The sequence below is a fragment of the Microbacterium schleiferi genome (assembly GCF_020781975.1).
In the GTDB taxonomy this organism is placed as follows: domain Bacteria; phylum Actinomycetota; class Actinomycetes; order Actinomycetales; family Microbacteriaceae; genus Microbacterium.
The window spans coordinates 50,532-68,679 of record NZ_JAJGNI010000011.1; the positions used below are offsets into that span (position 1 = coordinate 50,532).

The window sequence follows — 18,148 nt, forward strand, 5'->3', positions numbered from 1 at the left end:
TGACGTGTCGACGCTGCGGTTCGGGGTGTTCGAGGTGTACGGCCCGCAAGTGGGTGGCACGCTCAGTTGGCCGCATCCGCTCAGCGACTCGATCGACTTCGCCGACCCGGAGCGCTGGGTGCGCCTTGCGAAGGTCATGGATGCCACCGGTTTCGACTTCCTCTTCTTCGCCGACGGCTATGGCTATCCGATCGTCGGGGATGACATCAGTGCCGACGCCGTTGCGCAGGGCATCAACTTCTCGGGGTACGACCCCGCAACGCTACTCCCGGTGCTCATGCGCGAGACGTCCGACCTCGGATTCGTCGTCACCGCGACCACCGGCATCGACCACCCCGTCCAGCTCGCCCGCCGCTTCTCAACCCTGGACCTGATCTCGGGTGGACGGATCGGCTGGAACATCGTCACGGGCGCCTCGCAGAACGCTGTTGCAGAACTCTTCGGCCATGACGGGATGGTCGCGCACGACACCCGCTACGCGATGGCCGAAGAGTACGTCTCGCTGGCGCGGCGCTACTGGGAGGATGCCTGGAGTGACGACGCGCTCATAGCCGACCGCGATTCCGGCGTCTACGCGCAACGGTCCGGCATCCATCGGGTGGTCTACGAGGGTGACCACTACCGCTCCCGCGGCTACTATGGCGCGCCCCCTACGCCGCAGCGCACGCCCCTGCTCTTCCAGGCCGGCACCTCTCCGGCCGGTCGGGCCTTCGCCGCGCGGCACGCCGAGTGCGTGTTCGTCCAGGCGACCACACCGACTCACACGGCATCCGCCGTTGCCGACCTGCACCGGCGCGCCGGCGACGACGGGCGCACGACACCGCTCGTGACGATGGCGGGGCTGACCGCTATCGTTGCCGAGACCTCTGCCGAGGCGAGGGAGCTTGCCGACGAGTTCGACAAGATGCAGACCGACGATGTTGTGGCGACTCTCTACGCGGGCAACACCGGCATCGATCTGCGAACCCTCGATCCCGATCAGACTCTCCACCAGGTGCTCGACGCCGGCGGACCGATCGGACAGATGGGCACCAGCAACATCGAGCGATTCCTCGGCAGCGCGGAGCGACCTGCTCCGACGGTGCGGGAGATTCTCGACGAGCTGCGCGGCCGCGGCACGCGGGGCTTCCGTCTGGTCGGAGACCCGACCGAGGTGGCTGACGGGGTCGAGGAACTTGCGGCCCGCACGGGACTCGACGGGTTCCTGATCGAGCCCGTCTTCGGAACCCGGGATGTCGAGGCGTTCGGTGACCTCGTTCTTCCGATTCTGCGCGAGCGCGGACGGCTTGCGCCGCGGCGATCGGATGCGACGTTCCGGTCCCGCATGCGGGGGATGCTGCCGGCAGCTCCCGTATCGTAAGTCCATGGATCTGCGGGTCGCGGCTTACTCGATCGTCATAGACGACGACAGGCGCATGCTGCTCGCGCACTGGAACGAAGGCGGTGCCTCCGGCTGGACCCTTCCTGGCGGCGGCCTCGAACCCGGCGAAAGTCCGGATGCTGCGGCACGCCGCGAAGCCCGCGAAGAGACCGGCTACCGCGTTGCGCTCGACGAACTTCTCGGCATCCACTCGCGCGTGATCCCCGCCCGCCGCCGACTCGTGGCCGGGTCGGATCTGCCGCTGCAGGCACTGCGCATCGTCTACCGCGCCCACGTCACCGGCGGCGAGCTGCGCAACGAAACCGATGGCACAACGGATCGAGCCGAGTGGTTCCCGCTGTCGGAGGTGCGGCGACTGAAGCGCGTCAGCCTCGTCAACATCGGCCTGCGGATGGCGGGACTGGAGTCCTTCGCGCGCTGAAGGCTTCAGCGCAAACGACTGCGGCGCCCGGAAACCGGGCGCCGCAGCACTGGCTGATCTGAATCAGGCGTCGGGAGCGCGCAGCGGGTCGTCGGCAACCCACAGCTCGTCGTCTGCCCGCAGGGTCTGCCAGGCGGCGTAAAGCACACCGGCTGCTGCGATCACACCGAGGATGATGGCGAACACGCCACCGGCGCCGATCCCCTGCTTCTGGGGCTCGAGGGCCGACAGCTTCTTGGACAGCTTCTTCGAGACATCCTTGCCGTACTTGTCGGCGAGCTTGGCGTACTTCTTGGCGTCGGGCGCAGACAGTCCACGGCCCGCAGCGAGTCTCGCGCGAGTCTCGTTTGCGGCGTCCCATGCCGAGAGGGCCGAACCGACGACGGCTCCCGTCGCAGGGATCGCTCGGTTGGTCAGGAACGACTTGGACGATGCGAGTCCGCGCTGGACATACGGCTGCGCGTACTTGCCGTAGGCCTCCTGAACCTGAGGTACGACCTGCTCGCGGCCGTAGTTGCCCAGCTGCCGACCGGCTTCCCGGGCGATGTCAGCGGCTTCGCCGACGAGCACCTGCTGCGACTCCCAAATGTCGTTCGCGTGCTTCTGGAGCTTGCGGAGTTCCTTCTTGCGCTTGCGGCTGAGGCTCACGGGGCCCTCCCTGTCGTGTCGACGTGGTCTTCCCATCTTGCCATGTGTGCCGCAGACGGGAAGTGTTCACGGCGAACTCTGAAAGAATGGCGTCATGCCTCAGCACACCGCGGTCGCCACGATCCACACCAACCACGGCGACATCGTCGTCAACCTGTTCGGGGACCAGGCCCCGCGCACCGTCCAGAACTTCGTCGGGCTCTCTGACGGAAGCCGTGAGTGGACGCACCCGGCCACCGGTAAGCCGGGCGAGGGCGCGCTGTACACGGACGTCATCTTCCACCGCATCATCGAAGGCTTCATGATTCAGGGCGGTGACCCGCTGGGCGTCGGCACAGGCGGACCGGGATACAACTTCAACGACGAGATCAGCCCCGAACTCACCTTCACCGAGCCCTACAAGCTCGCAATGGCCAACGCGGGCCTCCGCCGCAACGCGATCACCGGCCAGCCCGAGGGCACGAACGGTTCCCAGTTCTTCATCACGGTCCCCGGCCAGGGTGGCCGAGGACCCGAGTGGCTGCAGGGCAAGCACACGATCTTCGGTGAGGTCGCGGATGACGACTCCCGCCGTGTCGTCGACGCGATCAGCGCCGTTGCCACCGGCCCGGGCGATCGTCCGATCGAGCCCGTCGTGATCTCGTCGATCGACATCGCTTCGGTCTGACCGGAGGGCGGCGTCCGCCGTGACGACTTCCGACGAGTTCCGCAGCAACCGCGATAACTTCTGCTACCGGCATCCGGACCGGCAGAGCTTTGTGCTGTGCCAGCGCTGCATGCGCACGATCTGCCCGGAGTGTCAAACCCCGGCAGCAGTCGGGGTCATCTGCCCGGAGTGCCTGCGTGAGCAGCGTGCGACGCAGACCACTGCCCAGAAGAAGGCCGAGCGACGCTGGTCTCGGGCTCCGATGACTGTCGGAACCCAGCGACCGACGGCGACCTACGTCATCATCGCGATCACGGCGGCGGTCTTCGTTCTTCAGCTTTTCATCCCCGCGCTCGAGGGCATCTTCGCCTTCAACAGCGCCTTTGTGATCCCATCGATCGCATTCGAGCCGTGGCGGTTGCTCACGGCTGTCTTCTTGCACTCGAGCTTCTTCCACATCGGACTGAACATGCTCGCGCTGTGGATGATCGGCAGATCGCTGGAGCCGCTTCTCGGTCACGCGCGATTTGTCGCGCTGTACCTGCTTTCGGGACTCGGCGGATCCGTGGGCGTCGCGTTGATTGCGCCCGGCATCTGGGTAGTCGGAGCCTCGGGCGCCGTCTTCGGTCTCCTTGGCGCGCTGTTGGTGATCGGTCGTCACATCGGGGCGAACATCACCGGCATCCTGATCGTGCTCGGCATCAACCTCGTGATCGGATTCGTCCCGGGGTACAACATCGCGTGGCAGGCGCACATTGGCGGCCTTGTCGTCGGAGCACTCATCGGGCTCGTGTTCGCCCGAACCCGCACGCGGGCTCGCCAGCCGCTGCAGATCGGACTTCTCATCGCTATCGGCGTCGGCTTGTTGGCGCTGCTGGCGATCCCCGCCGTGTTCTACGTGTGATTCATCCACAGATTCATCCACACCTGGGGATGAATCACAGCGGTGTAATTCGGTGGGTACCGATCCGCGCGGCTAGCGCCAGCGTGTGGTCATGAGGAAGCCGACGAAGGCGATCCCGAATCCGATGACGAGGTTCCACGCGTCGATCCCGGGAATCGGGAACTGCATGCCGCTGATGTAGAAGACCAGAACCCAGACCAGGCCGAGCAGCATGAGCCCGATCATGACCGGCTTGAACCAGACAGGGTTCGGTGCGGAATCCGCGCTGCTGCTCTCGACGATCGGTTCGTCGTCGTTGCTCGGGCGTGCCATGCGTCAAGTCTAACTGCCAGGGCTCCTCCAGCAGGAGACGAATAGAATCGCCCGTGATGTACGACGCCCGGTGACCTGGGCCCAAACGAGGACTCAGACGAGGGGGATGCCGTGGGTGATGCGGAGGAGACGCCGCAGCTGACCCGGCGATCGCGTCGCACCACGATGCGCCGCCGCCGGGTGAGCGTCCTCGGCGTGATCGGGGAACTACTCATCACCGTCGGTGTCCTCGCCTTCCTCTATGTCGGTTGGCAGTTGTGGCTCGGAGACGTCATCCAGGGCGCGCAGAAGAACGCTGCCGGCAGCGAGTTGTCGGAGCAGTGGGCACAGGCAGCAGAGACTGGATCTCCAACGCCGGATGCTTCGGCCTCGCCGGAGCCGACCGCCACCACCGACGCCGACGTTTCCATCCCTGTTCTCGGGCAGCCCGATGACGCGCAAGAGTTCGCTGTCATGCGTGTTCCCCGCTGGGGCTCGGACTACATGGTGCCGGTCGCGGGCGGTGTGACGCGTGCACGAACGCTCGACCCGATCGGCATCGGTCATTACCCGGGCACGCAAATGCCGGGAGAGACCGGGAACTTCGCCGTCGCCGGCCACCGCACGACGTACGGCAAGCCGTTCTCCGACATCGAGACCCTGCGGATCGGCGATGCGATCGTCGTCGAAACTGAAGCCGGCTGGTACACCTATCGGTTCCGCACCCTCGAGTATGTGAAGCCGACCGAGACCTCAGTGCTCAACGCGACGCCGCAGCTGGATGTCGCAGCCGGCGATGCCTACATCACGTTGACCAGCTGCAGTCCGCGCTGGAGCATGACGGAGCGCATCGTCGGGTACGGCGTGTTCGAGTCGTTCACTCCCCGCGAAGCCGGCCCGCCCGCATCCCTCACGGAAGGAATCGCCTGATGTATGCCGCTCTCTGGCACGTGCTGCCCGGCCCGTGGTGGGCAAAGGTCGCGATTCTCACCGTGATGGCCGCCGCTGTTCTGTACGGCCTCGTGTTCTACGTTTTCCCCTGGATCAGTGAGCTGACCACTCCGCAGGACGCGACAGTCGGGTGACCGCAGATCCAGCGAGCATCGCACCGGTGCTCGTAGTCGACAACCACGACAGCTTCGTCCACACGCTCGTCGGGTACCTGCACGAGTTGGGTGCCGCTACCGTCATGGTCGAGGCAGACCAGGTCAGCGTGGATGCCGTCCCGCGGCTCGTCGGTGAACACGCCGGCATCCTTATCTCCCCCGGTCCCGGTCGCCCCGCCGACACCGCGGCCTCGCAGAATCTTGTGCGCGAGGCCGTGGAGCGGGGTGTTCCCGTGCTCGGAGTGTGCCTAGGGCACCAGGTGATCGCCGAGGCACTGGGTGCGCGGGTGTCCGTCGCTCCGGAACTGTTCCATGGCGTCACCTCGCCGGTCGCTCACGATGGGTCGACGCTCTTTTTCGGAATCCCGTCGCCGTTCATCGCCAACCGGTATCACTCGCTGTCGATTGATCCCGACTCGATCCCCGAGAGTCTCGTCGTCACGGCCCGCACCGACAGCGGAATCGTCATGGGCATCGCGCACCGCGACGCGCCGCTGTGGGGTGTGCAATTCCACCCCGAGAGCGTGCTCACCGAAGGCGGTTACCGGCTGCTGGCGAACTGGTTGGAACAGGTCGGCTATCCGGATGCCGTCGAACGATCCCGCACGCTCCGGCCGCACGTCGCCGCCGGCGTGTGAGTCAATCCCTCGCGAGACTGCACCGTGCCCGCGAGGCCGTGCGCTCAGTGGGCTCTCTCGCGGGCACGTTGCAGTCTCGACGGTCTAGCCAGACGAGGCGAGCGCCGCTCGGCGCCGTGCGGTCGGGGGTCAACCGGAGCAGTAGGTCAACGTGATCGTCGAGCGGACCGGGACCTCACCGGGCGCGAGGGACTGAGCGATGACGACAGGCGGGTTGGTCGCGGGGCACGACGTGTCCTCCTGCGTCTCGACCGTCAGCTGAGTGTCCGGGGCTTCGAGTTCGCGCGTGGCAGCCTCGACGGTGTACCCGGTCACGTCGTTGATCAGAACGCGTCCCGTCGCAACGACGAGGTCGACGCTGCTTCCAACCGCGACCTGATCGCCGCCAGCCGGGTCCGCAGCGATGACGATTCCGGCGTCGAGGGCGGGGTCGTTGCGCGAGGTCACCGTGCCGACCTTCAGACCGACCTGCTCGAGGGCCTGCGCGGCAGTTTCCTGCGTGAGGCCGGTGAGCGTCGGCACGGCCGCGAGCTCTTGCCCCGTCGAAACGTAAACCTTGATCTCCTGGTTCACCTCGACCGAGACATCCGTGCCGGGTTCTGTCCGGATGACGTTTCCTTCGGCCACCTCGACACTCGACTCTTCGACGCGCACCGGAACGAGGTCGATCGCGGTCAGTTCTTCGGCGGCCCGATCGTAGGTCATGCCGGTGAGGTCGGGGACGATCCGGGAGTTGCTGGGGACGTTCTCGTCCCCGCGCGGAATGGTGAGCACCCAGAACAAGACCGAGATCAGCAACACGGCCAGGATCGCGACGCCCGCCCACACCCAGGCCACGGGGGGACCCGACTGCGTACGGCGCATGGTCGTGTCGGTCGAGAGCTGCCGAAGCGACCGGGCAGTCTCTGCGGCTTGCCGCGGGTTGGGTCCGTAGAGCTCGCTGGTGAGTGTTCCCAACTGGCGGCGGGAGGGCGCCTTACCGGTCAGTGCGTGAGTCAGTGCGGCGCGAAACGAGGGGGCGTCTTGGTAGCGCTGGTAGGGATCCTTCGCGAGAGCGCGCAGCACTACGGCATCCAGCGCTCGCGGAATCTCTTCGTTGATCTCCGACGGCGTGAGGGGGGTCTCGCTGACGTGCTGATAGGCAACGGCAACCGGGGACTCGCCCCGGAACGGCGCTCTGCCGGTCAACAGCTCATAGAGCACGACACCGGTGGAGTACAGGTCGGCACGGGCATCGACCGGTTCGCCCTTCGCCTGCTCGGGCGAGAAGTAGGCGGCGGTGCCGAGGATCGCGGTGGTCTCGGCGACGGTGGACGACGAATCCGAGACGGCGCGAGCGATACCGAAGTCCATGACCTTGATGTGGTCGTCGGCGGTGACCATGACGTTGCCGGGCTTGATGTCGCGGTGCACCACACCGGCACGGTGCGAGTACTCGAGGGCTTCAAGGATGCCGTCGGCATAGGCGACGGCACGCTCGGCGTCGACAGGGCCCTCTTCGATGACGTCCTTCAGCAGTCGACCAGAAACCAGCTCCATGACGATGTACGGCACCGGCTGGGTCGTGCCGTCGGGAAGGGACTCGGTCTCTTCGCCGGCGTCGAACACGCGCACGATCGTCGGGTGCGACATCCGCGACGCCGCCTGCGCCTCCAAGCGGAAGCGCGTGCGGAAACCGGCATCGCGGGCCAGCTCAGGATCGAGGATCTTGATGGCGACGTCGCGGCCGAGGGTCAGGTCGTATCCGCGATACACCGATGCCATGCCGCCACGGCCGATCGACTCGTCGATCCGGTAGCGCCCCGACAGCACGCGAGAATCGTCGGTCACACTACCCCTCCCTGACTGAGCCAGTCTGTTCAGCCTAGTCGAGCGCTTCCTGTGAACCTCCGGTCAGGGAGTGGGGGTCGGGGTCGCTGGAGCCTCAATCTGAACCTGCATCTGCGGTGAGGCATCCGACGTGCGCTGCTCGGCGCCACTGCACAGGGCGGTGTACGACGCGGTGAGCGTCTGTCCGGCTGCGTTGGCGATCAGGATCGCCTCCTCGCGGTCGTTCGGGGGGAACGTGCGCTGCGAGGTGCCGTCAACGGTGAAGACCGCGTTCTGCAGGGTGACGGTGTAGCCGCTGAGCGTGCCCGTGCCGGTGGGGCAGGTGAAGCTGTCCCACGTCAGCGTGACGGTCGAGCCCGCCACAGCAGGCTCACCGCCCTGGATCGCCGGGGGGTTGCTCGGGCCGCCGATGGGCGTGACCTGGCCGTAGCACGAGATCGTGAGCGCCGTTGTCGGCTCGATGTTGCCGGTCGGGTTCACCTGCCAAACGACGCCGACCTGCGAGTCATCCGGAGCAGCAGTGCCGTTGTCGGTGACCACTTCGAGCACCCCCGCGCTCTTGGCAGCCTGCACAGCCTGGTCGCACTGCATGCCGACGAGGTTCAGGGCGTCGATGTTGATGCGGGTCTCACTCGGCGAGGGCGTCGGTGTCGAGGCGCTCGGCGACGGGGCCGACGACGAGCTCGTGGGGTCGGGTGACGGCTGCTGGTTGGCAACCAGGGCCCAGATCGTGCCGCCGAGCACGAGCACAAGCAGCACGATGAGCGCGACGAGGGGCCAGGTCCACGGGCTGCGCTTGCGCGGCGCAGGCTCTTCGGCAGGGGTCTCCGGAGCAGGCATCAGCCGTGTCTCGGCGGATGTCGCGGTGGACGTCAGCAGTGCCGTTGCGTCATCGGCTGCGATGGCGCCCGTGGCGATCGCCGGGATCGCTGCTGCTGCGGCGGCGACGTCGCCCCGGCGCAGAGCCGTGGCTGCCCGAGCAACGGCAGCCGCCGTGGCAGGTCGGTCCTCGGGCTTTTTGGCGATCATCGCCATGACGAGGTTCTGCACCGGAACAGCCACGGTTGGCGGCAGCGGCGGCGGCTGCTCGTTGATCTGGGCCATCGCGATCGCGACCTGGGACTCGCCGGTGAACGGACGCTTGCCGGCCAGGCATTCGTACGCGACGATCCCGAGCGAGTAGATGTCGGTGGCAGGGGATGCCGGGTGACCGGATGCTTGCTCGGGCGAGAGGTACTGCACGGTGCCCATGACCTGACCTGTCGCGGTCAGGGGAACCTGGTCGGCGATACGAGCGATGCCGAAGTCGGTGATCTTGACGCGGCCGTCCGGGGTGATCAGCAGGTTCCCGGGCTTGATGTCGCGATGGACGAGGCCCGCCGCGTGCGCCGCCTGCAGGGCTGCAGAGGTCTGGGCGATGATGTCGAGCGTCTTGTCAGTCGACAGCGATCCGTCTCGTTCGAGGATCGTCGACAGGGCTTCACCGGGAACGAGCTCCATCACCAGGAACGCACTGCCGTTCTCTTCACCGTAGTCGAAGACGCTGGCGATGCCCTCGTGGTTGACGAGCGCTGCGTGCCTGGCCTCGGCGCGGAACCGCTCGAGGAACCCGGGGTCGCCCATGTACTCGTCTTTGAGGATCTTGATCGCGACCGTCCGTCCGATGACGTGGTCGGTTGCTTCCCAGACCTCGCCCATGCCGCCGATCGCGATTCGCGAATCCAGCTCGTAACGGCCGCCGAAGGTCACACCCTGCGTCGGTCTCATTTGTTCAGCACCGCCTCCATGACCTTCTTCGCGATCGGGGACGCGATGAGATCTCCGTATCCCGACTGACCCATTCCGCCACCGTTCTCCACGACGACAGCCACTGCCACCTCGGGATCGTCGGCGGGCGCGAACCCGGTGAACCAGAGGGTGTACGGCTTGTTGGGTCCGTTCTCCGCCGTACCCGTCTTACCGGCCACGTCGACGCCCTCTATTCTTGCATTCGAGGCGGCGCCGTTTTCGACATTCGCGACCATCATGGCGACCATCTCCTCGTTCAACGCGGGACTCAGTGCCTCGCCGAAAACGGTGCTCTCAAACGTCTGCTGCACCGAAAGGTCGGGCCCGATGACCTGGTCGACCATGCGGGGGTTCATGACGATGCCGCCGTTGGCGATACCGGCCGAGACCATCGCCATCTGCAGCGGCGTCGCCGTCACCTGCCCCTGACCGAAGCCGGTGAGCGCGGTCTGCGGAGCGTCCAGCCCCCGGGGGTAGCTCGAGGGAATCGAGTCGAGCGGGATGCTGAACGAGAGGTTGAAGCCGAACTTCTCAGCCTGCTGGCGGATGGCCTCGTCTCCGAGCTGCACGGCAAGCTGAGCCATGGGGATGTTGCAGCTCAGGCGCAGCGCGTCGGCTATCGATACCGTCTCGCCCGGCCCACATGTTCCGCCGCTGGCGTTGCGGATCGTGTTCGACGACTGGGGCAGCTGCCAGATGGCCGGGTTCGGGATCTGCGAATCGGGCGTGTAGTCGCCCGACGCCAGAGCCGCCGCGACGACGACGACCTTGAACGTCGATCCCGGTGGGTTGAGATCCCCCGCGATGGCGCGGTTGTAGAGCGGGTCCGCGGGATCCGCGAGCAGGGCGGCGTAATCAGTCTCGACCTGAGCGGTGTCGTGCGAAACGAGGAGGTTCGTGTCGTAGCTGGGGCTCGTGACCATCGCGAGGACTCGGCCCGTGTCGGGTTCGATCGCGATGACCGCGCCCTGCAGGTCGCCGAGGGCCTCGTACGCGGCTCGCTGGACGTCGGCATCCAGCGACAGCACGACATTGGAGCCGCGCGGCGGCTGCCCGGTGAGGATCTGTTCGATGCGAGAGAGGAACTGCGAGCTTGCGGTGCCGCTGAGCTCGTCGTTCATGGCCTGTTCGATGCCGGTCGCTTCGCCCACCACCGGGATCACCCCGGTCACCGGAGCCCACATGTCGGGGTCGACGTAGACGCGCTGCCAGCTGAAGACGTCGCTGGAGGGGACCGATGACGCGATAGCCGAGCCGCTTGCGATGATCGAGCCGCGCTGCACTTCGTAGGAGTCGTACAGGGCACGCGTGTTGCGCGGGTAGTCGGCGAGATCCGCCGACTGGATTCCCTGGATCCACGTCGTCGAGGCGAACAGGGCGAGGAACATCATGAGCATCAGGATGCTCAGCCGCCGCAACTCCTTGGTCATCGCCGCATCACCCCATCATCCGATCACCGCGCGAGGACGGCTGCGGACGGCATCCGAGATGCGAAGCAGAAGGGCCACGATGATCCAGTTGGCAACGAGCGAGGATCCGCCCGCGGCCAGGAACGGTGTCGTGAGGCCCGTGACGGGGATGACTCGGGTGACGCCGCCGACCATGATGAACACCTGCAGGGCGATCGTGAACGCGAGACCGGTCGCCAGCAGCTTGCCGAAGTCGTCTTGACCGGCGACGCCGATCCGGATGCCGCGCGCAACGAACACCATGTACAGCAGCAGGATGGCGAAGACACCGGCAAGGCCGAGCTCTTCACCCAGGCTCGGCAGGATGTAGTCGCTCTGCGACAGCGGCGTGATGTAGGGCCGCCCCTGCCCGAGCCCGGTGCCGATGAGGCCGCCGTGGGCGAGCCCGTAGATTCCCTGCACGAGCTGGAAGCTGCCGCCGTAGGCGTCGATGCGCTCAGGGTTGAACGGGTCGAGCCAGTTGTCGAACCGTCCGCCGACGTAGGAGAGCACCCGCGAGGCGAAGAAGGCGCCGGCCGCGGCCAGGACGAGACCGATGACGACCCAGGACGTCTTGCCGGTGGCGACGTAGAGCATCGCGACGAACATGCCGAACAGCAGCAGTCCGGTGCCGAGGTCGCGCTGCAGCACGATGATGCCGAGCGAGATCAGCCAGAGGACGAGGAGGGGACCCAGCTCGCGCGCCCGCGGCCACGTCATGCCCAGGAACCGGGTTCCGACCGAGCTCAGGCTCTCGCGGGTGCGCACGAGGTAGCCGGCGAAGAAGATCGCCAACGAGATCTTCGCGAGCTCGCCGGGTTGGAACGAGAAGATCCCGAGCGACACCCAGACGTCCGCGTTCGCATCGGTACCGAGGCCCGGCACGATCGGAAGTAGCAGCAGGGCGATCCCGGCGAACCCGAAGATGTAGGTGTAGCGGAACAGCACGCGGTAGTTGCGCAGCACGATCACCACGGCGAGGCATCCGAGGATCGCAATGCCCGCCCAGGCGAGCTGGCGAACCGACGCCGCATCCCACCCTTCGGCGCCGTCGGCGAGGTCGATGCGGTAGATCATCGCGATCCCGAGCCCGGTGAGGAGGGTCGCAATCGGCACGACGAACGGGTCGGCATCCCGGGCCCAGACGCGCAAGGCGATGTGGACAGCGATGACCGTGGTGAACAGTCCGCCGAAGGCGATGAGGTAGGCGGCGGCGATCTCGCCCATGACGCCGAGCTGCACCAGCGCGAGGGCGCCCAGCGAGAGCACGAGGGCGAACAGCAGCAGGCCGAGTTCGCGGTTGCGCTGCTTCTGCGGGGTGCGCAGTCGCTTGAGCGCGCGGACGACTGCCGTGTCGGTCGAGACGTCGACCGCCGGTTCACGCGTGATCGCGGGATCAGCCATCTGATTCCTCCGCGTCGTCGGGATCGAGCGCGTTCACGATCGCTCGCGCATCTGCGAGCGATCGGGCCGAGATCGTGCCTTCGACCGTTGCGCGCTTGAAGTTGCTCAGATCGGCGAGCAGGATGCCGGTGTCCTCGTACGGCGTCGACAGCGAGATCGGGCCGATGTTCTGCTGGATGCCGCGGTAGATGACGACAGTGTCGTCGTCGGCGCCGACGAAAAAGCGGGTCTGCGTCCACTGGTAGGCGCCGAAGAGGGCGACGCCGATCATCGCGAGCACGATCACGAACCCTGCGATCCAGGCAAGCCGGCGGCGTCGCGACCGGCGGCGGTCCTCTTCGATGAGCTCTTCGAGGAACTCCGGGGCCGGTTCGAAATGGGTCGGCTCGTTGGCTGCCTGCCGCGCAGGATGCAACCAGCCCGTCAGGGAGCTGCGGGCCGCGGGGACGTCGATTCCCTCCGGGTTCGACGCGGACCCGACAACCGTCGCGGTTCCCGAGAAGAGCGGATGCCGCCCCCCGACATCCACCAGCACGATGGTGACGTTGTCGGGAGCCCCGGCATCCAGAGCCATCTTCAGCAGAGCGTCGGCGGTGCGGGCGGGAGCGAGATCTGCCGCGAGTGCCTTGGACGTCTGGGTGTCGGGGACGACGCCGCACAGCCCGTCCGAGCACAGGAGCCAGCGGTCACCGGGCTGAGTCGGCATGACGAAGGTGTCGATCTCGGGGTTCGGCGACATGTCACCGAGCACGCGCATCAGCACCGAGCGCCGCGGGTGATACCGCGCCTCTTCGGGAGTGATGCGACCCGAGTCGACCAGACGCTGGACGAACGTGTGGTCCGTCGTGATCTGGGTCAGGGCCCCGTCGCGGTACAAGTACACGCGGGAATCGCCGATGTGGGCGATCACGGCGTAGTCATCGACCATCGCAAGCGCGCTCACGGTGGTTCCCATGCCGGCCAGTTCCGGGCGCGCGGCGACGGTATCGATGAGGGCAGCCGCGGTATCGGTGATCGCCTCGCCCAATGCGCGTTCTGCTGCAGCGGGTGAGTCGAAGGGTCGATCGAGCTCTGCCAGCTGCGCGATCGCGATGCTCGAGGCCACGTCGCCACCGGCGTGGCCGCCCATCCCGTCGGCGACGACGAACAGGTTGGACCCGGCGTACCCGGAGTCCTGGTTGTTCGAGCGCACCTTGCCGGTGTGCGACAGCGCCGCGCTGGATCCTTCGAAGACCATGACGGGTCGGCCGTTACTTCCGCAGCTCGAAGGTTGTCGCGCCGACCTTGATCGGTGCGCCGATCTTCACCTCGACCGGCGCGCTCACGCGTGCGCCGTCATGCCAGGTGCCGTTCGTGGAATCGAGATCCTGCAGCATCCACTGCTCGCCCCACAGCAGGAGGCGCGCGTGGTGGCTCGAGGTGTAGTCGTCACGGATGACCAGGCCCGACTCGCTGGATCGCCCGATCGTCAGCGGTTCGGTTCCCAGGGGGAGCTCGAGACCAGCCTTGGGGCCGCTCGTGATCACGATGCGCGAGACGGCGTCTCTCGTTGCGGGTCCCCCGGCCGCTCCGAAGGGCTCCGGCTGTGCTGTGGGCGCCACGGGGGCTGTCTCTCGGGGCGAGGAGGGCCCGGCAGCCGCAGCCTCCGGCATCCGTCGTACCCGCACACCGAACACGTCGGCGCGCAACGAGTAGACCACGGCGAAGACGAAGAACCAGAGCAGCAGCAGAAAGCCGATCTGCAGCAGAAGAAGCGTCAGTTCACTCATGCGCGGCCGCCCCCGTCGAACACGTCGAAAGCGCGCGTGGCATCGGATGCTGCAGGTCGCGCCGGAGCCGAGGCCTGCGCGACGACGCGGAAGATCATGTCGGTGCGGCCGATCGTGATGGTGGAGTCCGTTGGCAGGGGGGACTCGGTGATCTTGCGACCGTTCAGCAGCGTGCCATTGGTCGACCCGAGGTCGCGCACCATCGCGCGCTCGCCGTCCCACAGCACTTCGACGTGCCGGCGGCTGGTTCCGGAATCCGCGAGCGTGATGTCGGCGTCGCTTCCCCGACCGATCACCGTGCGGGCCTTCACGAGCGGATGCCGCTGGCCCGCGATGTCGAGAACGCCGCGCCATGACACCGAGCCTTGCGCGGTCGACGAGTCGACCTGCAGCGTCCCGGTCGAGAGGGCTTCGTCTCGGCGAATGGTTACGGAAACGGGGCCGGCGAAGGTATATCCCTGTGACCGTGCGTGCTTCGTGACGAGATCGGCCAGTTCGTCGACGAGCGGCTGTCCGATCGCCTGCATCCGTTCGTCGTCGGCGGGTGCCAGCCGGACGGTGAAGGTGTTCGGGGCAAGGATCCTGTCCCGGGCCACAACGGCGGCCTTCTTGTCGAGCTCGCTGCGCAGGGCGGAGGCGATCTCGACGGGTTGGATCCCGCTACGGAAGGTCTTCGCGAACGCGCCGTTCACGGCACGTTCGAGTCCCTTCTCGAAGCTGTCAAGTAGTCCCACGGATCTCCTCAGGCAGGCAGAGCGGTGCACCCATGCTAGTTGGAGACTCTGAACGGGCCATGGACGACCTGGCGGAAGCGCCGATACCGGGCTCGACGCGCCGATCCGTCGTGATATCCTCGGGAAGTTGATCCGCGGTCCGCCGCGGTTCGCGCGAGTGGCGGAATAGGCAGACGCGCTGGCTTCAGGTGCCAGTGCCCGAAAGGGCGTGGGGGTTCAACTCCCCCCTCGCGCACAGGAGAGAAGGTCCCGAGAGGGGCCTTCTTTTCGTCCTACCCGACTCGAGGCGTCATGAGATTCCAGCCTGCCGCGGCCCTGGCCGCTCTCACGATCGTGGGGCTTGCGGTGACGGGGTGTACCGCCGAGTCGGCGCCCGACCCGAGTCCGACTCCGTCGGTCAGCGAGAGTGCGGAGGCTGCGCCGGGGACGCGGGGCAACCCGCTCCCGGTCGGCGAGACCATCCGGCTCTCGGACGCGTCGGCATGGTCAGTCGGTGCGACTGCCGCGACGGAGGTCGGCGACGGGTATGTCGTGCTGCCGCTGCGTATCCTCATCGATTGGGATGCGATCCGTGCGCAGCTGGTCGAGGCGGGCGAGGATCCGGCGGACGCTGACGCGCTCGGGATCGACCCGTGGGCCTCCCTTGTCGTGCGCTACATCGGCGCGAGCGGGCGCAGTTACGAACTGTTCGAGAATGCCGCAGCTGACATACCGAATCAGCTCTGGTCGATCGGAACGGTGTATCCGCCCGCCGAGGATCTGTCGGCGAACGTCGCTGTGAGCGTCCCGGCCGAGGAGATCGAGGGCGGCGTCTGGACGGTGCTCAACACCGGCGGTGACGCGGTCTTCCTCGCGACATCCTGAGCGGACCGGCGATCTGACCCAGCGGTGGTGCCTGCGGGACGCGGGTGTCGATAGAGTGTGGCTCGTCGCGCTTTGGCGCGATCTATCCGGGGGGATCCGTCGACGCCCGGGTCTGGAGCGTTGCTCGGCCCGGGCGTTCGATGGCACCACGTTCGATGGCGCCGCGTTCGATCGCGCGGTGTCCCTCAGGATCGTCCGCTGCGGAGCAGTTCCCGACTCGATCCAGCGAGCTGACGCAGCGAAGCATCGGGCAGGAACGCTCGGGTCAACGCGAGTCCGATCCGCGCCAGGTCAGCCTCGTCGCGGTACAGCAGGTACAGCGACTCGTAGCGCGGATGGAACTTCTCCTTGAAGCGGTGCAGCGACCGGAAGCCGTACACCGGCTCGAGCATGTCGGCCAGCCGCTCGGTGATGTCAGCGATCATGCCGGCGTCCGGCGGGTAGTCATGCGTCAAGGGCGCGCCCGACAGGGACAGCATCCGTGCTCCCTCGTCGGCGAAGAATCGCGCCGACGAACCGATCAGGAACTCCATCACCGGCCCGAACCCGCCCTCGCGGCGGCGCATGAGGTCGAGGGTCCAGCCCTCTATGCGGCCTTCGCCGTAGACCGGTAGCCAGGAGAGGAATCCGTCGACGTCGCCGTGCGGTGAGATGGCCAGCGCCAGGCGCACCTCAGGGTCGGCAGCCTCGTGCAGGGTGCCGAGTGTGAATCCCATTTCTGGCAGTCCTTTGTCGCCGACCCACATGTCGGAGATGGCGCGCAGCTGCTGTTGGATGCCCCACGGCTCGTCGACCAGTCGTGTCATCCGGAACGTCATCTCTTCGCGGTTCGCGCGGTTCAGTGACGTGCGAACCGCAGCCCACCGCTTGCCGGTGAATTCGAGTCCCGCCAGGTCGACGATCGTGTCGTCGGCGACGATGAGGTTGCGCCAGCCCTCCGGTATGACAGCGCGGGTTGCGTCATCGGCCGAGAAAAAGCACGGTATGAGCCCCGCGCTCTCGGCCATCGAGACGAACTCCCGCACCGATTCCGCGCGGCTCTCGCGGGGTCCGAGCGGGTCGGCCAGAACGAGGGCCACTCCTGAGCGGCGCTGGTAGGCGACGATTCCCGAACTCGTGCGGGCATACGACAGGCCCTCCCAGGTCGTCATCCACGACAGGGTGCCGCCGCCGAAGTCGTGCAGCATCTGGCGCACATCGCTATCGGTTGGCGTCGGGCTGAGGCCGAGGCTCGCGCGGCGGCGCCCACGGAAAGCGCCGCGCACCCACACGAGGTAGACGAGCAGGATGCCCCACAAGACCGCCGTCGCGACCGTTACCGACGGGTCGCCGTCCCAGGTGAGATCGGCGGCGGGGAAGCTGACGTACAGCGCGATGACCAGGATGCCCAGAACGACGTTGATGCTCGCGAGGATGACGGCGATGACCCACGCCCAGCGGCGGCCGCGGAACAGTCCGCGGGCAACCAGAAGCAGGATGACGACGTCGATTGCGGTGTCGATCCAGGACCCACCGCCGAGTTCGGTGCGACCGAACGGACCATCGGTGGGAACGATGGAGGTGAGGGTCTCGATCGCTGCCAGCGCGAGAACCGCTATCAGGGCGACGAATCGCTGCTCTTGAACGCTCACGCGTCGGACCCGGAGCGGGCGCGCCACGACCAGAACGAGCAGGATCGCGAACGCGTGCTCAATATCGGCCAACGACCCCCAGTAGAGCAGCGCCACCGCGCCGCCGCCGAGCAGTACGAGCCACGCGCGGGAGCGCCACGGCGACGGCAGCAGGCTGGCGGCAGCGGCCAGGCAGGCCATCGTGCCGCCGGAGGGGCCGACATCCAGGGCGAGGGCCTCGCGCTGCGCCCAGGGCCAGGGCGTGAAGGCCAGGAGCCAGAGGGCCAGGGCGCTGGCGAAGATCGCGAACAGCTGTCCCACCGTGTAGTACGCGAGGGCTACTCGGGTTCCGCGCCGCCACTCGAGGTACCCCATGCCGACGAAGCTCGCGATCGTGATGAGGTAGACCCACGGATGCACGACGAAGAACGTTCCCGTGACCGGTGTCCACCACCGGCCCTCCAGGAACGCCGGCAGCCCGTAGGCGACCTCCGCGAAGAGCGGGTTGTGCTTGAACGATCGCCACAGGCCCTGCCAGATGACGCCCACCGCGAGCAGTGCGAGGACGAAAACGATCGTGGCCGGCATCCGTGACACGACGGTTCGAATCCCGACACCGAGTGTCGATCGCGCGCGGGTTTCGGTCGCTGCGGTGTCGGTCATCGT

General features: G+C 67.0%; 18 protein-coding genes and 1 tRNA gene. 9 read left to right on the top strand and 10 right to left on the bottom strand.

All coding sequences use genetic code 11. The features are described 5' to 3' along the window. The first annotated feature begins 4 nt into the window (after nucleotides 1–4). Entirely contained in the window at nucleotides 5–1,360 is a 1,356-nt protein-coding gene (locus LL236_RS12805; protein WP_228179217.1) for an NtaA/DmoA family FMN-dependent monooxygenase, read from the top strand. A gap of 4 nt (nucleotides 1,361–1,364) precedes the next feature. Then, entirely contained in the window at nucleotides 1,365–1,802 is a 438-nt protein-coding gene (locus LL236_RS12810) for an NUDIX hydrolase (protein ID WP_228179218.1), read from the top strand. Nucleotides 1,803–1,865: 63 nt separating this feature from the next. Here LL236_RS12810 and LL236_RS12815 read toward each other — a convergent pair whose 3' ends face one another. After that, a complete protein-coding gene (locus LL236_RS12815; RefSeq protein WP_228179219.1) occupies nucleotides 1,866–2,450 on the bottom strand; it encodes a DNA helicase in 585 nt (194 codons plus the stop codon). Between the two features lie 94 nt (nucleotides 2,451–2,544). On the opposite strand from LL236_RS12815, the gene LL236_RS12820 reads away from it, so the two are divergent. Both LL236_RS12820 and LL236_RS12825 read left to right on the top strand, forming a co-directional pair. Beyond that, nucleotides 2,545–3,117: a peptidylprolyl isomerase gene (locus tag LL236_RS12820; RefSeq protein WP_228179220.1), complete on the top strand. Its 573-nt coding sequence runs from the start codon at nucleotides 2,545–2,547 to the stop codon at nucleotides 3,115–3,117. A 19-nt stretch (nucleotides 3,118–3,136) separates the two neighbouring features. Next, a complete protein-coding gene (locus tag LL236_RS12825) occupies nucleotides 3,137–4,000 on the top strand; it encodes a rhomboid family intramembrane serine protease (protein ID WP_228179221.1) in 864 nt (287 codons plus the stop codon). 72 nt (nucleotides 4,001–4,072) lie between these two features. On the opposite strand, the gene LL236_RS12830 is transcribed toward LL236_RS12825, so the two are convergent. Beyond that, a complete protein-coding gene (locus LL236_RS12830; RefSeq protein ID WP_228179222.1) occupies nucleotides 4,073–4,312 on the bottom strand; it encodes a cell division protein CrgA in 240 nt (79 codons plus the stop codon). Between the two features lie 111 nt (nucleotides 4,313–4,423). Between LL236_RS12830 and LL236_RS12835 the strand changes: the two genes are divergently transcribed. From LL236_RS12835 to LL236_RS12845, 3 genes are read left to right on the top strand one after another with little or no spacing between them, the layout of a single operon-like run. After that, a complete protein-coding gene (locus LL236_RS12835) occupies nucleotides 4,424–5,221 on the top strand; it encodes a class E sortase (RefSeq protein WP_228179223.1) in 798 nt (265 codons plus the stop codon). After that, nucleotides 5,221–5,376 carry a hypothetical protein gene (locus LL236_RS12840; protein WP_195692659.1) on the top strand — a complete coding sequence of 52 codons (156 nt, stop codon included), beginning with the start codon at nucleotides 5,221–5,223 and terminating at the stop codon, nucleotides 5,374–5,376. Before LL236_RS12835 ends, LL236_RS12840 begins: the two co-directional genes overlap by 1 nt. After that, nucleotides 5,373–6,035 carry an anthranilate synthase component II gene (locus LL236_RS12845; protein ID WP_228179224.1) on the top strand — a complete coding sequence of 221 codons (663 nt, stop codon included), beginning with the start codon at nucleotides 5,373–5,375 and terminating at the stop codon, nucleotides 6,033–6,035. The genes LL236_RS12840 and LL236_RS12845 overlap by 4 nt, the downstream gene beginning before the upstream one ends. Before the next feature lie 129 nt (nucleotides 6,036–6,164). Here LL236_RS12845 and pknB read toward each other — a convergent pair whose 3' ends face one another. From pknB to LL236_RS12880, 7 genes are all read right to left on the bottom strand, one after another. Continuing rightward, nucleotides 6,165–7,865 (bottom strand): Stk1 family PASTA domain-containing Ser/Thr kinase, encoded by a 1,701-nt coding sequence (pknB, locus tag LL236_RS12850; RefSeq protein ID WP_228179225.1) that lies wholly within the window; start codon nucleotides 7,863–7,865, stop codon nucleotides 6,165–6,167. A gap of 63 nt (nucleotides 7,866–7,928) precedes the next feature. Beyond that, nucleotides 7,929–9,632 (bottom strand): serine/threonine-protein kinase, encoded by a 1,704-nt coding sequence (locus LL236_RS12855; protein WP_228179226.1) that lies wholly within the window; start codon nucleotides 9,630–9,632, stop codon nucleotides 7,929–7,931. Beyond that, the gene (locus tag LL236_RS12860; protein ID WP_228179227.1) at nucleotides 9,629–11,083 is read right to left on the bottom strand and encodes a peptidoglycan D,D-transpeptidase FtsI family protein; all 1,455 of its coding nucleotides are present in this window, start codon (nucleotides 11,081–11,083) and stop codon (nucleotides 9,629–9,631) included. The genes LL236_RS12855 and LL236_RS12860 overlap by 4 nt, the downstream gene beginning before the upstream one ends. Before the next feature lie 15 nt (nucleotides 11,084–11,098). Then, nucleotides 11,099–12,505, bottom strand: coding sequence for an FtsW/RodA/SpoVE family cell cycle protein (locus LL236_RS12865; protein ID WP_228179228.1), 1,407 nt, complete (start codon nucleotides 12,503–12,505; stop codon nucleotides 11,099–11,101). Then, nucleotides 12,498–13,742, bottom strand: a complete 1,245-nt coding sequence (locus LL236_RS12870) for a PP2C family protein-serine/threonine phosphatase (protein WP_228179229.1) — start codon at nucleotides 13,740–13,742, stop codon at nucleotides 12,498–12,500. The genes LL236_RS12865 and LL236_RS12870 overlap by 8 nt, the downstream gene beginning before the upstream one ends. 13 nt (nucleotides 13,743–13,755) lie before the next feature. Continuing rightward, nucleotides 13,756–14,274, bottom strand: coding sequence for an FHA domain-containing protein FhaB/FipA (locus LL236_RS12875; protein WP_228179230.1), 519 nt, complete (start codon nucleotides 14,272–14,274; stop codon nucleotides 13,756–13,758). Next, complete coding sequence (locus LL236_RS12880; protein ID WP_228179231.1) at nucleotides 14,271–15,008, bottom strand: FhaA domain-containing protein; 738 nt, start codon at nucleotides 15,006–15,008, stop codon at nucleotides 14,271–14,273. Before LL236_RS12880 ends, LL236_RS12875 begins: the two co-directional genes overlap by 4 nt. Before the next feature lie 151 nt (nucleotides 15,009–15,159). Here LL236_RS12880 and LL236_RS12885 point away from each other — a divergent pair. Together LL236_RS12885 and LL236_RS12890 are read left to right on the top strand one after the other, a co-directional pair. After that, nucleotides 15,160–15,243: transfer RNA gene (locus tag LL236_RS12885), tRNA-Leu, on the top strand. 56 nt (nucleotides 15,244–15,299) lie between these two features. Continuing rightward, a complete protein-coding gene (locus LL236_RS12890; protein ID WP_228179232.1) occupies nucleotides 15,300–15,872 on the top strand; it encodes a hypothetical protein in 573 nt (190 codons plus the stop codon). A gap of 185 nt (nucleotides 15,873–16,057) precedes the next feature. On the opposite strand, the gene LL236_RS12895 is transcribed toward LL236_RS12890, so the two are convergent. Beyond that, nucleotides 16,058–18,145 (bottom strand): bifunctional lysylphosphatidylglycerol flippase/synthetase MprF, encoded by a 2,088-nt coding sequence (locus LL236_RS12895; protein WP_228179233.1) that lies wholly within the window; start codon nucleotides 18,143–18,145, stop codon nucleotides 16,058–16,060. Nucleotides 18,146–18,148: the final 3 nt, after the last annotated feature.